This window comes from Ralstonia sp. ASV6, from assembly GCF_016429285.1.
Lineage (GTDB): Bacteria > Pseudomonadota > Gammaproteobacteria > Burkholderiales > Burkholderiaceae > Ralstonia > Ralstonia flaminis.
In genome coordinates, this window is record NZ_JAELUI010000146.1 from 1 (window position 1) to 13416 (window position 13416).

Genomic DNA, 13416 nt, shown 5'->3' on the forward strand with positions numbered 1-13416 from the left:
CGCATGAACTCGTGAAAGTGCAGACGCGTCTTACGCACCAGCGGCACACAGCTATAGAAGGCATCCATCAGGAACGACTTGCCGCGCCCCACCCCGCCCCACATGTACACGCCGCGTGGCAGGTCAGGACGCACGAGCATCTTGCGCAAGGTGCTCGAGCGGCGGGCCTTGTAGGCCACCCATTCGTCGTAGCATTGCTGCAGGCGATCGACTGCCCGCTGCTGCGCCTCGTCGGGCCGATAGCCGCGCGCCTTCAGTTCCTGTAGGTAGGTTTCCTGGACGTTCATCTGCGTGAGGCCGGCTGTTTGACGGCCCAAATGGACCGATGCCCGGCATCTTTTGGATGACCGGGCATCGTGCTTGCCTTGCGGCCAGCGATTACATGTTGAGCTGACGCTTGTCGACGGCCAGCGCAGCTTCGCGCATCACTTCCGACATCGACGGGTGCGGGTGGCAGATGCGGCCGATGTCTTCAGCCGCAGCCTTGAACTCCATCGCGACCACGGCTTCGGCAACCAGGTCCGAAGCGTTGGCAGCCACGATGTGCACGCCGAGGATCTCGTCGGTTTTTGCATCGGCGATGACCTTGACGAAGCCTTCCGGCGTGCCCATGCCCAGCGCACGGCCGTTGGCCAGGAACGGGAACTGGCCAGCCTTGATCTCGCGGCCTTCGGCCTTGAGCTGCTGTTCCGTCTTGCCGACCCATGCGATTTCCGGGAAGGTGTAGATCACCCACGGAATGCAGTTGTAGTCGATGTGCGGCTTCTGGCCGACGATGCGCTCGGCCACGGCCACGCCTTCGTCTTCTGCCTTGTGCGCCAGCATCGGGCCACGCACCACGTCGCCGATCGCCCACAGGTTCGGCAGTTTGGTTGCGCAGTGGTCATCCACCTCGATGAAGCCACGTTGGTCCGTCGCCAGACCGATGGCTTCCAGGCCCAGACCGTCGGTGTTCGGCACGCGGCCGATCGAGACGATCAGCTTGTCGCACTCCAGCACTTGCGCTGCACCAGCGGCGTCGGTGTAGTTGACCTTCACGCCCTTGGCCGACGATTCGATCTCGCCAACCTTCACGCCGACGTTGATCTTCAGACCCTGCTTGGTCAGCAGCTTGTTGGCTTCCTTCGCAACGGATTCGTCCGCCGCACCGAGGAAGCTCGGCAGCGCTTCAAGAATCGTCACTTCCGAACCCAGGCGGCGCCACACCGAGCCCAGCTCCAGGCCGATCACGCCAGCGCCGATCACGCCCAGCTTCTTCGGCACTTCACCAAACTTCAGTGCGCCTTCGTTGTCGGCAATGGTCACGTTGTCGACCGGCACGTTCGGCAGATGGCGCGCCTTCGAGCCTGTGGCGATGATCACGTGCTTGGCGGTCACAACCTCTGCGCCGGCCTTGCCGTTGATCTCGACTTGATAGCCGGCGTCGGTCTTGCCGACGAACTTGCCGCGGCCCTTGAGCAGCGTCACCTTGTTCTTGCGGAACAGGAACTCGATGCCCTTGGTCATCTTGCCGACGATGTCGTCCTTGCGCTTGAGCATCTTGGCAACGTCGACCTTCGCACCTTCCACCGTGATGCCGTGGTCGGCCAGGTGGTGGTTCACGTTCTCAAACTCTTCCGACGAGGCCAGCAGTGCCTTCGAGGGAATGCAACCGACGTTCAGGCAGGTGCCGCCAAGACGCGGTTCGCCCTTCGGATCGTCGTAGGCGTTGTCTTCGCAGCACGCCACGTTCAGGCCCAGCTGGCCGGCACGGATGGCGGCGATGTAGCCACCAGGGCCGGCGCCGATCACCAGCACGTCAAATTCTTTGCTCATGGAGAAATCCTCGATTCGGACGCCGCCGCACAGCGTAGGCGGCGTCTCGTGTCATCAACGCAGTCGATTACAGGTCCAGCAGCAGGCGTGCGGGATCTTCCAGCGCTTCCTTCATCGCCACCAGACCCAGCACGGCTTCGCGGCCGTCGATGATGCGGTGGTCGTAGGACATCGCCAGGTAGTTCATCGGGCGAACCACGACTTGGCCGTTTTCCACCACGGCGCGATCCTTGGTGGCGTGTACGCCCAGGATGGCCGATTGCGGCGGGTTGATGATCGGGGTCGACAGCATCGAGCCGAACGTACCGCCGTTCGAGATCGAGAACGTGCCGCCGGTCAGGTCGTCCAGCGTCAGCTTGCCGTCCTTGGCCTTCTGGCCGAACTCAGCAATCTTCTTCTCGATGTCGGCCAGGCTCATCTGGTCGGCGTTGCGCAGGATGGGCACCACCAGGCCACGCGGCGAGCCGACAGCGATACCGATGTCGAAGTAGCCGTGGTAGACGATGTCGTTGCCGTCAACCGAGGCGTTGATGACCGGGTACTTCTTCAGCGCGTGGACAGCCGCCTTCACGAAGAACGACATGAAGCCCAGCTTCACACCGTGGGTCTTCTCGAACTGGTCCTTGAACTTGGCGCGCAAGTCCATCACCGGCTTCATGTTGACTTCGTTGAAGGTGGTGAGGATGGCGTTGGTCGATTGCGACTGCACCAGGCGCTCGGCGATACGGGCACGCAGGCGGCTCATCGGCACGCGCTCTTCCGGACGGTCGCCCAGGGCGGCGAAGTCCACCGGCGCAGCCACTTGCTGCAGCGCCGGACGTGCGGCTTGCGGAGCAGCGGCAGTCGCGGGCTTGGCGCCACCAGCCACGGCACCCAGCACGTCCCCCTTGGTGATGCGGCCATCGCGGCCCGTGCCGGCCACTTGGCCAGCCGACAAGTTGTTCTCGGCCATCAGCTTGGCAGCCGACGGCATCGCCACGCCACCGGTGGCGGCAGCAGCCGGAGCGGCGGCAACCGGTGCCGGAGCGGCAGCAGCAGGAGCCGGTGCAGCGGCGGCCGGGGCAGCAGCGCCAGCCTTGCCTTCGGTGTCGATCTTCGCCAGCAGCTGTTCCGACGTAACGGTCGCGCCGTCAGCCACGAGCACTTCAGCCAGCACGCCAGCCGACGGAGCCGGCACTTCCAGCACGACCTTGTCGGTCTCGATTTCGACCAGGACTTCGTCCACGGCCACGGCTTCACCTGGCTTCTTCTTCCAGGAGATCAGCGTGCCCTCTTCGACGGACTCGGAAAACTGCGGGACCTTGACATCAACAATAGCCATTTTTGTGGTTCCTTGGATTCATGTGCGCGCTGCCCCTGCAACCCCTGTTTGGCGGGGCGGGCCAGCGCTTCAATTCGTTTGCGTTGGATTCGGGAGATGAAGATGCGCCAAGGCGGTAGCCATTGCCACCGCCCTGGAGCTGCTCTCGCTTACTTGGTCAGCACGAAGCCCTTGAGCTTGGAGAACGCCGCATCGATCAGCGCCTTCTGCTGCTCGTTGTGCTTGGCGTAGTAGCCAACCGCCGGCGATGCCGAGGCCGGACGGCCTGCGTAACCCAGCTTCTGGCCTTCAGCCATGTTCTCCATGATGTAGTGCTGCACGAAGAACCAGGCACCCTGGTTCTGCGGCTCGTCCTGGCACCACACCACTTCGGCGAGGTTCGGGTACTTCTTCAGCTCGGCCGCAAACGCCTTGTGCGGGAACGGATAGAGCTGCTCCACACGGATGATGGCAGTGTCGGTCTGGCCGCGTTCCTTGCGTGCGTTGACCAGGTCGTAGTAGACCTTGCCCGAGCAGGCCACGACGCGCTTGACCTTGGCGTCGTTCAGATCTTCTGCCGTATCAGCAATCACCGTCTCGAAGTGGCCCTTGGCCAGATCGGTCAGCGGCGACACAGCATCCTTGCTGCGCAGCAGCGACTTCGGCGTCAGGATGATCAGCGGCTTGCGGAACATGCGGATCATCTGGCGACGCAGCAGATGGAAGATCTGCGCCGGCGTGGTCGGCTGCACCACTTGCATGTTGTGGTCTGCGCAGAGCTGCAGGTAACGCTCAAGGCGTGCCGAGCTGTGCTCCGGACCCTGGCCTTCGTAGCCGTGCGGCAGCATCAGCGTCAGACCCGAGGCGCGACCCCACTTCACTTCGCCCGACGAGATGAACTGGTCGATCACGACCTGTGCACCGTTGGCAAAGTCACCGAACTGGGCTTCCCAGATCACCAGCGTGTTCGGCTCGGCCGACGAGTAACCGTACTCAAAGCCCATCACGGCTTCTTCCGACAGCACCGAGTCGATCACGGTGAACGGAGCCTGGCTTTCCGACACGTTCTGCAGCGGGATGTAGCTGCCGGCGTCCCAACGCTCGCGGTTCTGGTCGTGCAGCACGGCATGGCGGTGCGTGAACGTACCGCGGCCGGCATCCTGGCCGGTGATACGCACCGGGTAACCCGACGCCACCAGCGAGGCGAATGCCAGGTGCTCACCCATGCCCCAGTCCAGCGACACCTCGCCCTTGCCCATCTTGGCGCGGTTGTTGACGACGTTCTCAACCAGCGGATGCAGCTTGAAGTGATCGGGAATGGCGGTGATGCGCTCGGCCAGACGCTTGAGCTCAGCCATCGGCACAGCCGTATCGGCCGAATCCGTCCACTTGCGGTTCAGGAACGGCAGCCAATCCACGGCGAACTTGTTCTTGAAGTTCGACAGCACCGGATCAACCGTGTGCTTGCCCGCGTCCATGGCAGCACGGAATTCCTGCACCAGGCCATCCGGCTCTTCGGCCTTCAGCGTGTTCTGCGTGACCAGCTTGTCTGCGTACAGCTTGCGCGTGCCGGGGTGCGTGCCGATCTTCTTGTACATCAGCGGCTGCGTCATCGCCGGCGTGTCTTGCTCGTTGTGGCCGAGCTTGCGGAAGCAGATGATGTCGACCGCGATGTCCTTCTGGAACTCAGTGCGGAAGTCCACGGCCAGTTGCATGGCCAGAACAACGGCTTCCGGATCGTCGCCGTTCACGTGCAGCACCGGCGCTTCGATCATCTTGACCACGTCGGTACAGTACAGCGTCGAGCGCGAATCGCGCGGGTCCGACGTCGTGAAACCGATCTGGTTGTTGATGACGATGTGGATCGTGCCACCCGTGCCGTAACCACGCGTCTGCGCGAGGTTCAGCGTTTCCATCACGACGCCCTGGCCGGCGAAGGCTGCATCACCGTGCACTTGCACGGCCAGCACTTGCGCGCCGTGCTTGTCGCCGCGACGCTCTTGGCGCGCCTTGACCGAGCCTTCCACGACCGGGTTGACGATTTCCAGGTGCGACGGGTTGAACGCCAGCGACAGGTGAACCGGGCCGCCCGGGGTGGTAACGTCGCTCGAGAAGCCCTTGTGGTACTTCACGTCGCCGGCCGGCAGGTCGTCCACGTGCTTGCCCTCGAATTCGGCAAACAGGTCCGCCGGCATCTTGCCCAGCGTGTTGACCAGCACGTTCAGACGGCCGCGGTGGGCCATGCCGATCACGATTTCCTGCACGCCCTTCTCGCCGGCGCGCTGGATCATTTCGTCCATGGCCGCGATGAAGCTTTCGCCGCCTTCCAGCGAGAAGCGCTTCTGACCGACGTACTTGGTATGGAGGAAGCGCTCGAGGCCTTCAGCGGCTGTCAGGCGTTCCAGGATGTGCTTCTTCTTTTCTGCCGAGAAGGTCGGCTTGGAGCGGATGGTCTCCAGACGCTCTTGCCACCAGCGCTTCTGTGCCTGGTCGCTGATGTACATGAACTCGGCGCCGATCGAGCCGCAGTACGTTTCGCGCAGGTTGTTGACCAACTCGCGCAGGCTCATCGATTCCTTGCCGAAATACGTGTTGCTGGCGTTGAAAACGATGTCCTGGTCGGCTTCGGTGAAACCGTAGAAAGCCGGGTCCAGATCCGGCACCGGCGGGCGCTCCTGACGCTTGAGCGGGTCAAGATCGGCCCAACGCAAGCCCACGTTGCGGTACGCGGCCACCAGCTGCGTCGCAGCCACGCGCTTGCGACCCATATCGGAATCGGCAGACGCGACGATCGTCCTGATCGGGCCAGCTTTGGCGCGCTCAGCGAACGAGGTGACGATGGGGGCGTGGGGGATATCCCGGGCGTTGGAACCGTCGACGGCGGGGACGTTCTGCAGCGCATCGAAGTACGCGCGCAGTGCCTCGCTAACGGACGTGGGATCTTGAAGGTACGCTTCGTACTGATCTTCAACGTAGGCGGCATTGCCGCCGGACAGGTACGAAGTGTCCAGATACTGCTTATACAGCTCAGTCATGGGGCGCTCACTTTTCTCCGGGTCTGCCGGAGTTCAGCGGGTTCATCAACCTTCCGCGACACGGCTTGACCGGTTAGCGGATCGCAAACTAAATCGCCTGAAATCACCTGATCGGACCGGATCGCGCATGGCAAGAAGGAGGTACCGAGACAGCTTTTACAGACAAGTTGTGCGGGAAGGACCTAAGTCTTCACGGGCGGGAAGCATAGCACGTTTATAAGCAATATTCTGATTCTTTGACGTGACAATGGAGCGTTGCTTTGCTACGTCAAAGAATCGCTTCCATCACATTCCAGTAGGCGAAATCTGGTCGACCCAATCGGTGATCAAACCATCCAGGCCTGCGCCCCACAACAGCTGGGCCCGGTCAACGTCGTTGACGGTATAGCAGCACACGCGGAAGCCGGCGGCATGTGCCTCGGCAATGATTTCGGGCGTGAGTTCTCGATGGTTGGCATCGAGCGCCACGCAATCCAGTGCGCGCAGGCGGTCAAGCCAATCGCCGGGCAATTTGTCGAGCAACAATGCACGCGGCAATTCCGGAGCCGCATCGCGCGCCGCAGCCAGTGCCTCTTCCGAGAACGACGACAGCAGCGGCGGCACCTCGGTATCGGCCCACAGCGCGCGGGCATCCAGCGCTACCGCTGCCCCCGTGCGCCACTCCGCGCCCGGCACCGGCTTGATCTCGATGTTGGCGAAAAAGTGGTTGGCGCGCAGGTAGCGTGCGATGGCGGCCAGCGTCGGCACAGGCTCGCCGGCGTAGGCTGGGCTGTGCCAGCTGCCGGCATCCAGTTGCGCGATCTGGCTCAGCGTGAGCGCGTCGAGGCGGCCGTGACCGTTCGTGGTGCGATTGAGCGTGGCATCGTGCAGCAGCACGGCCACGCCATCGCCAGAGAGCTTCACGTCGAACTCGAACATGCGATAGCCGAACGAGGCGCCGTGGCGAAATGCGGCCAGCGTGTTCTCCGGCGCCAGCTTGCCCGCGCCCCGGTGCGCGATGGCGCGCGGATACGGCCAGGCTGGCAGGGACCGAGCGTCGCTCATGCCAGGGCCTCGATACGGCGGGTGGTTTGCGGATCGAACCAGTGCAGATGCTCGGCCGAGGTGGTGATGGGCAACTGGTCACCAGCCTTGACGCCGGCATGCGGCTCCAGGCGAACCACGATCGGATGACCCGCCAGCGAGCCATAGGCAAACGCATCCGCGCCCAGGGCTTCGACCACGCGAACATTAACGAAGGCGATGGCCTGGTCAGCCGAACACGGCTCGATGTGCTCGGGGCGCAACCCCATCAGAGCACGTTCAGGCAGGTGCAAGCCCATCGGCAGATGGCCGAGCGTTGCAGCAACATCCCCCTCCTTCGCGCCGTCCACCCGGATCTGCGCGCCCTCGCCCGATTGACGCGACACGGGCACGAGATTCATCGGCGGCGAGCCGATGAAGCCGGCAACGAACGTGCTGGCCGGGCGCGAGTACACCTCGAGCGGCGTGCCGATCTGCTCAACCCGGCCGCCGTTGAGCACCATCATGCGATCGGCCAGCGTCATGGCTTCGACCTGATCGTGCGTCACATACAGGCTGGTGGTGCGCAGGCGGCGATGCAGGTCTTTCAACTCCAGGCGCATCTGCACGCGCAGCTTGGCGTCGAGGTTGGAGAGCGGCTCGTCGAACAGGAACACAGCAGGCTCGCGCACGATCGCACGCCCCATCGCCACGCGCTGGCGCTGGCCGCCCGAGAGCTGGCGGGGCTTGCGGTCGAGCAGCTTGCCGAGTTCGAGAATGCCCGCAGCCTGTTGCACGCGCGCCTGGATCTCGGTCTTGGGCAGACCGCGAATCTTCAGGCCATACGCCATGTTGTCGAACACGCTCATGTGCGGATACAGCGCGTAGTTCTGGAACACCATCGCGATATCGCGCTCGGCAGGTTCCAGTTCGTTGACGACGCGCTCACCAATCCACACCTCGCCGCCAGTGATGGGCTCTAGGCCCGCCACCATGCGCAGCAGCGTGGATTTGCCGCAGCCCGAGGGCCCGACGATGACGATGAATTCCCCATCGCCGATTTCCATGTCGATGCCGTGCACGACCTGAAGGTTGGCGTAGTGCTTCTGAACGTTGCGTAGTGACAGTTTTGCCATCTTGAGTCTTCTATTCTTTTGCTTCTCGCTTACTTCTCGGTTTCCACCAGGCCCTTCACGAACCACCGCTGCATGCCGATCACGATTGCCGCGGGCGGCAGCATGGCCAGCATCACGACGGCCATCAGCAGGTTCCAGTCGGTGGCGGAATCGCCGGAGCGGGAGATCATCTGGGTCACGCCCAGCACGATGGGGGTCATGCTCTTCTCGGTCGTGATCAGCAACGGCCAGAGGTACTGGTTCCAGCCATAGATGAACTGGATCACGAACAGCGCGGCGATGCTGGTGCGCGAGAGCGGCAGCACCACGTCCCAGAAGAACTTGAGCGGGCCCGCGCCATCGATGCGCGCAGCCTCGGCCAACTCATCCGGAATGGTCAGGAAGAATTGCCGGAACAGGAACGTGGCCGTGGCCGACGCGATGATCGGAATCGTCATCCCGGCGTAGCTGTTCAGCATGCCGAGGTCTGACACCACCTTATAGGTGGGCAGGATGCGCACTTCCACCGGCAGCATCAGCGTGACGAAGATCAGCCAGAAGAACGTCTTACGCAGCGGGAATTTGAAATAGACGATCGCAAAGGCCGAGATGATGGAGATCGCGATCTTGCCCAAAGAGATGCCCAGCGCCATGATCAGGCTGTTCATCAACATGGTGCCGACCGGCGTGGCGGAGTTGCCCATGCCGTGCGTCAGGACCTCGCGGTAGTTCTCGATCAGATGCGTACCGGGGATCAGCGTCATTGGCGCCTGCAGCACATCCTGCGCCGTCAATGACGACGCCACGAACACCACATAGACCGGAAACGCAACGATCAGCACGCCGAGAATCAGCACGACGTGGGTAAGGAAGTCCAGGAATGGACGGCGTTCAATCATGGTTCGATGCCCTCCTTTTTAGTATTGGACTTTGCGTTCAACGTAGCGGAACTGCACGATCGTCAGCACGATCACCAAGCCCATGAGGATGACCGACTGCGCTGCCGAACCACCAATGTCGAGCCCGCGCACGCCGTCCTGGTACACCTTGAACACCAGCGTCTCGGTCGCCTTGAACGGCCCGCCCTGCGTGACCGAATCGATGATGGCGAAGGTGTCGAAGAACGCGTACACCACGTTCACCACCATCAGAAAGAAAGTGGTAGGCGACAGCAGCGGAAAGATGATCGACCAGAAACGCTTCCACGGCCCGGCGCCATCGATGGCCGCCGCTTCGATCAGCGATTTGGGAATGCTCTGCAAACCCGCCAGGAAGAACAGAAAGTTGTAGCTGATCTGCTTCCACGCCGCGATGACGACGACCAGAAACAGCGCCTGCTCACCGTTGAGCACGTAGTTCCACTCCACACCCATCTTGTGGATCAGGAATGAAACGATGCCCAGCGTCGGGTTGAACAGGAAGCTCCATAGAACGCCTGCCACGGCCGGTGCAATGGCATACGGCCAGATCAGCAGCGTCTTGTAAAACGTGGCGCCGCGCAGCGCTCGGTCAGCAAAGTACGCCAGCGCCAGCGACGTGCCCAAGCCCACGAAAGTCACGCCAATGGCGAACAGCGCGGTGGTCTTGAACGATCCGAGATAGGTCGGATCGGCAAAGAGATCGTGGAAATTCTCGAGCCCAACAAACTCGAGGTTGATGCCAAAGGCATCCTGGCGCAGCAACGACTGATACAGCGCTTGACCTGCTGGCCAGAAAAAGAACACCAGGGTAATGACAATCTGCGGGGCGACCAGCACATACGGCAGCCAGCGCGATCGAAAGACAACGCGTTTTTCCATGCGACGTTCCAAAAACGCACCGCCGGCCGGTGCAGATGCACGAGGCCGGCGGTTGAGACTAGCGCAATGCTGCGCTTATTCCTTGACGGTCTTCTCGAAGCGGGCGAGCAGTTCGTTGCCACGGGCAACGGCCGCGTCCAGCGCTTCCTTCGGCGTCTTCTTGCCGGCCCAGACCGATTCCAGTTCTTCGTCAATCACCTGACGGATCTGCGGGAAGTTGCCCAGACGGATGCCGCGCGACTTGTCGGTCGTCTTGACGATCATCTGTTTGACGGCCACGTCGGCGCCCGGGTTCTTGTCGTAGAAGCCCGACTTCTTCGTCAGCTCATAGGCTTCCATCGTGACAGGCAGATAGCCGGTCGACTGGTGCCAGTCGGCCTGGATGTCCGGACGCGACAGGAACGTGAAGAACTTGGCGACACCCTTGTACTCTTCAGCCTTGTGACCACCCATCACCCACAGCGAAGCGCCGCCGATGATGGTGTTTTGCGGCGCGCCTGCTACGCCGGCTTCATACGGCAGCGGTGCCGGACTGAAGTTGAACTTGGCGTTCTTGCGGATGTTCGCCAGCGCCGCCGACGAACCCGTGTGCATGGCGCACTCACCCGCGATGAACTTCGCCTTCGGCTCGTCCTTGCGGCCGGCGTAGGTGAAGTAGCCCTTCTTTTGCATGTCGAGCAGGTTCTCGATGTGCTTGATCTGCACCGGGCCGTTGAAATTCAGGCGCGCCTTCGGACCACCGAAGCCGTTGTTCTCGGTCGCAAACGACACGTTGTGCCAGGCCGAGAAGCTTTCCAGATGCACCCATGACTGCCAGTCGGTGGTGTAGCCGCACGGCACACCAGCGGCCTTCAGCTTGGCCGCATCGATAGCCACTTCCTGCCACGTTGCGGGCGGCTTGTTCGGGTCAAGGCCAGCCTTCTTGAAGGCGTCCTTGTTGTAATACATGATCGTCGTCGAGCTGTTGAACGGGAACGAGAGCATCTCGCCCTTGTTCGACGTGTAGTAGCCCGCCACGGCCGGCACATAGGCCTTCGGATCGAACCTCTCGCCGGCGTCCTTCATGATCTTGGCCACAGGCACGATGGCGCCCTTGGCGTTCATCATGGTGGCGGTGCCCACTTCGAACACCTGCAGGATGGCCGGTGCGTTACCGGCGCGGAAGGCAGCAATGCCTGCCGCCAGCGATTCGTCGTACTGGCCCTTGTAGACCGGCACGATCTTGTAGTCGGACTGGCTAGCGTTGAACTTGGTGGCGATCTCGTTCACCTTATCGTTCAAGGCGCCTTCCATCGAGTGCCACCATTGGATTTCCGTCACTGCGTATGCGCCTTGCGCAAACGTACACGCGGCCAGCACTGCTGCTGCCCCCGCAATCTTCTTGATCGACATCATTTCTCCTTGTTTCGACCCGGCGGGCTCCCTCGCTCCGCCCACGGCGCGCCGACTGTATAGGCACGGTCGGTCATTTTTGTGACAGCGGGATGTTACGTGTCTTTTTGTCATAAAGAAATTGGGAATTCCCTCCAAGGTTTGGCTTGCAACGGCCGTTAGAATGGATTGAAGCCACCCTTTTTTGCACACGCAGCATGCTCGCCCCCCCGACCTCCTCCACTACGCCGCCTTCAGCAGATTCGCCCGAATCCGCGCCCGTGATTGCCGTTCGACGCGTGCCGCTCGCCCTGCACCAGCTGCCGGATGATGCGCTGCGCAATATCACTGGCGTGTTCACGGACGTGGATGGCACGCTCACCACGCGCGGCAAGCTGCCCGCCCTGGCGTACTCGGCGCTGGAACGGCTGCACCGCGCGGGCATCAAGGTTGTGCCGGTCACTGGCCGCTCGATTGCCTGGTGCGAGGTCATTACGCGGCTGTGGCCAGTCGATGCGGTGATCGGTGAGAACGGCGCATTTGCCATGCGCATCGATTCACGCGGACACCTGACCACCGATTTCGTTGACGATGCGCAGACGCGCGCGCGCAATCTCGAACGCATCCGCGAAATCGGTGCGGAGGTCATGCGTGCGGTACCGGGCTCGGCGCTGGCGACCGACCAGGCCTGGCACGCCGCCGACCTCGCCGTCGATCATGCCGAGCAAGTCCCGCCGTTGCCGCAAAACGCGGTGCAGCACATCGTCGACATCATGCGTACGCACGGCATGCATGCCACGGTCAGCTCCATCCACGTCAACGGCTGGTTTGGCAAGCACGACAAATTGAGCGCCAGTGTGGCACTCGCCCGCCGCGCATTCGGCATCGACCTGCATGACGAGCGCGAGCGCTGGGTGTTCGTGGGCGACTCCGCCAACGATGCGGCCATGTTCGAGTTCTTCCCGCTTTCGGTGGGGGTGGCCAATGTGATGGACGTGATCGACACGCTGCCCATGCCGCCCGCCTACCTGACCGTGGCCGAAGGCGGTGGCGGTTTTGCCGAAGTGGCCGAGCGCATTCTTGGGGCACGCGCGCCCGCGCTTCCCGCCCCGCAAGGCTGACGACATTGCCGCCCCGCTCAAGCGGCAGCGGGATGCGGTCAGCCGTTCATCAGCCATTTCTCAGGTTTCCCCCTACTCTCCTCACGTATCGGTGCGCGCACGCGGCACGCTGCTTGCGCCACGTTAGTGCGCCGCACCGATTCGTGTCACGCACACGCCTCATCGTGGTGCGCACGGCGATTGTGTGACATGCGGCGCTCCCTTTCCGTCCGATTTCCATCCGATAGGAGCCTCTCATGCAAACCCAGAAAATACGACAGCGACTCGAGCACGCTGAGCACACCATCGCCCAACTGTCAGAGCTGTGCATGTCACAGCACGGCGTGCCCGACGCGCTCAAGCAATCCGTCGAGCAGTTGGATGAACAGGCACGCCAATGTCACGCCCGGCTGGAGAACACCCAGGATACCCAAGCACTCGTGCAGGCCGTCGACCAACTGGAAGCCGCATCGGACCGCGCCAAGATGGCATGCCAAAGCGCCGGCAAGATCGACCACAGCGTGCACGCCGCCGTCATGCGCACGCACGACGAGCTATCGCGCCTGAAGCACCACCTGCACTAAGCGCAGCACCGCCCGGACAAAAAAAGAGGGCGGACTCCCTCTCGGAAATCCGCCCAATCCCAATCGCCAAGCTCGACGATATTCGGTGGGGCCGGCTGTACTGACACTGCGTCAGTCGAAGCCCAGCTCCTGCAGTTTGCGCGTGATCGTGTTGCGACCGATGCCCAGGCGCGTTGCGGCTTCCACGCGGCGCCCGCGTGTGACCCCAAGCGCAGCTTCGAGGATCGCCTTTTCGAAACGGCGCGTGAGTACGTCCATCACGTCTGGCTGACCCGCTTCCAGCATGGCCTTGGCC

At 62.5% G+C, this 13416-nt stretch carries 12 protein-coding genes; 2 read left to right on the top strand and 10 right to left on the bottom strand.

The genetic code is table 11. From position 1 onward, the window contains the following. The 9 genes from zapE to ugpB all read right to left on the bottom strand — a co-directional run. A partial coding sequence (gene zapE / locus JHD73_RS22630) for an AFG1/ZapE family ATPase (protein ID WP_199032429.1) occupies window positions 1-287 on the bottom strand: 287 nt, incomplete at its 3' end. A gap of 91 nt (window positions 288-378) precedes the next feature. After that, a complete protein-coding gene (gene lpdA / locus JHD73_RS22635; protein WP_199032430.1) occupies window positions 379-1815 on the bottom strand; it encodes a dihydrolipoyl dehydrogenase in 1437 nt (478 codons plus the stop codon). Between the two features lie 67 nt (window positions 1816-1882). Further along, a complete protein-coding gene (gene odhB / locus JHD73_RS22640; RefSeq protein WP_199032431.1) occupies window positions 1883-3136 on the bottom strand; it encodes a 2-oxoglutarate dehydrogenase complex dihydrolipoyllysine-residue succinyltransferase in 1254 nt (417 codons plus the stop codon). A 149-nt stretch (window positions 3137-3285) separates the two neighbouring features. After that, the gene (locus JHD73_RS22645; protein WP_199032432.1) at window positions 3286-6150 is read right to left on the bottom strand and encodes a 2-oxoglutarate dehydrogenase E1 component; all 2865 of its coding nucleotides are present in this window, start codon (window positions 6148-6150) and stop codon (window positions 3286-3288) included. Window positions 6151-6435: 285 nt separating this feature from the next. Next, entirely contained in the window at window positions 6436-7194 is a 759-nt protein-coding gene (gene ugpQ, locus JHD73_RS22650; protein WP_199032433.1) for a glycerophosphodiester phosphodiesterase, read from the bottom strand. Continuing rightward, on the bottom strand, window positions 7191-8288 hold the full coding sequence (locus JHD73_RS22655; protein ID WP_199032434.1) for a sn-glycerol-3-phosphate import ATP-binding protein UgpC: 1098 nt from the start codon (window positions 8286-8288) through the stop codon (window positions 7191-7193). Before JHD73_RS22655 ends, ugpQ begins: the two co-directional genes overlap by 4 nt. A gap of 29 nt (window positions 8289-8317) precedes the next feature. Then, window positions 8318-9166, bottom strand: a complete 849-nt coding sequence (ugpE, locus tag JHD73_RS22660) for a sn-glycerol-3-phosphate ABC transporter permease UgpE (protein ID WP_199032435.1) — start codon at window positions 9164-9166, stop codon at window positions 8318-8320. Between the two features lie 18 nt (window positions 9167-9184). Then, window positions 9185-10066 (bottom strand): sn-glycerol-3-phosphate ABC transporter permease UgpA, encoded by an 882-nt coding sequence (gene ugpA / locus JHD73_RS22665; protein WP_199032436.1) that lies wholly within the window; start codon window positions 10064-10066, stop codon window positions 9185-9187. A 75-nt stretch (window positions 10067-10141) separates the two neighbouring features. Next, on the bottom strand, window positions 10142-11458 hold the full coding sequence (gene ugpB, locus JHD73_RS22670) for a sn-glycerol-3-phosphate ABC transporter substrate-binding protein UgpB (RefSeq protein WP_199032439.1): 1317 nt from the start codon (window positions 11456-11458) through the stop codon (window positions 10142-10144). Window positions 11459-11655: 197 nt separating this feature from the next. On the opposite strand from ugpB, the gene JHD73_RS22675 reads away from it, so the two are divergent. Then, window positions 11656-12558, top strand: a complete 903-nt coding sequence (locus JHD73_RS22675) for an HAD-IIB family hydrolase (RefSeq protein ID WP_199032437.1) — start codon at window positions 11656-11658, stop codon at window positions 12556-12558. A gap of 236 nt (window positions 12559-12794) precedes the next feature. Further along, window positions 12795-13121, top strand: coding sequence for a hypothetical protein (locus JHD73_RS22680; RefSeq protein ID WP_199032438.1), 327 nt, complete (start codon window positions 12795-12797; stop codon window positions 13119-13121). A gap of 111 nt (window positions 13122-13232) precedes the next feature. Here JHD73_RS22680 and JHD73_RS22685 read toward each other — a convergent pair. Then, a partial coding sequence (locus tag JHD73_RS22685; protein ID WP_306663126.1) for a helix-turn-helix domain-containing protein occupies window positions 13233-13416 on the bottom strand: 184 nt, incomplete at its 5' end.

Excerpts from the sequence above, each read along its gene's own strand:
- odhB (WP_199032431.1), bottom strand. The coding sequence starts at position 3,136 with ATGGCTATTGTTGATGTCAAGGTCCCGCAGTTTTCCGAGTCCGTCGAA.
- JHD73_RS22655 (WP_199032434.1), bottom strand. The coding sequence starts at position 8,288 with ATGGCAAAACTGTCACTACGCAACGTTCAGAAGCACTACGCCAACCTT.
- ugpE (WP_199032435.1), bottom strand. The coding sequence starts at position 9,166 with ATGATTGAACGCCGTCCATTCCTGGACTTCCTTACCCACGTCGTGCTG.
- ugpQ (WP_199032433.1), bottom strand. The coding sequence starts at position 7,194 with ATGAGCGACGCTCGGTCCCTGCCAGCCTGGCCGTATCCGCGCGCCATC.
- JHD73_RS22645 (WP_199032432.1), bottom strand. The coding sequence starts at position 6,150 with ATGACTGAGCTGTATAAGCAGTATCTGGACACTTCGTACCTGTCCGGC.
- lpdA (WP_199032430.1), bottom strand. The coding sequence starts at position 1,815 with ATGAGCAAAGAATTTGACGTGCTGGTGATCGGCGCCGGCCCTGGTGGC.
- ugpB (WP_199032439.1), bottom strand. The coding sequence starts at position 11,458 with ATGTCGATCAAGAAGATTGCGGGGGCAGCAGCAGTGCTGGCCGCGTGT.
- JHD73_RS22680 (WP_199032438.1), top strand. The coding sequence starts at position 12,795 with ATGCAAACCCAGAAAATACGACAGCGACTCGAGCACGCTGAGCACACC.
- JHD73_RS22675 (WP_199032437.1), top strand. The coding sequence starts at position 11,656 with ATGCTCGCCCCCCCGACCTCCTCCACTACGCCGCCTTCAGCAGATTCG.
- ugpA (WP_199032436.1), bottom strand. The coding sequence starts at position 10,066 with ATGGAAAAACGCGTTGTCTTTCGATCGCGCTGGCTGCCGTATGTGCTG.